Annotated in this window: 1 pseudogene; it reads right to left on the bottom strand. The window is 40.9% G+C overall.

Annotated features, from left to right (window positions below):
- Positions 1 to 440: pseudogene (locus AOB46_RS22765) on the bottom strand (TonB-dependent receptor plug domain-containing protein); the annotation flags it as partial.

Below are 440 nucleotides of genomic sequence, written 5' to 3'. Positions count from 1 at the left end.
TGCTCAAATGTACCGAAAGATGAATAGTATTTAAACCTATCGCTTCCTCCGGATGCGGTAAAGTTCATATCCTGCTGGATAGCACTTCCCCTCTGAACAATTTTTCTCCAGTCTGTATCATTGTTTGCGAAATCAGTCCCCCATACATTGTTAGTAAGAACAGCAAGAGCTGCCGCTTCGGTCGAATTAGTTCTATTAGCATATGAAGCTGCTGCATACTGCTTAAACTGATCTCTATTTAAAACTTCCGGCTGCTTTACTGCCGTCTGATTTAAACCATACGATGATGAAAAGTTAAATCTTGGTTTTCCTGATTTTCCGGATTTCGTTGTAATAAGCACAACCCCAGCTCCTGCATCAGCACCATAGATCGCCGTAGAAACCGCATCTTTAAGTACTGTCATCGATTCAATATCATCAGGATTTAAACTGGATAGGAT

It is taken from the genome of Chryseobacterium indologenes (assembly GCF_001295265.1).
In the GTDB taxonomy this organism is placed as follows: Bacteria; Bacteroidota; Bacteroidia; order Flavobacteriales; family Weeksellaceae; genus Chryseobacterium; species Chryseobacterium indologenes_A.
The sequence above is the reverse complement of the archived record's forward strand: the minus strand, read 5'-3'. Positions and strand labels throughout refer to the sequence as shown.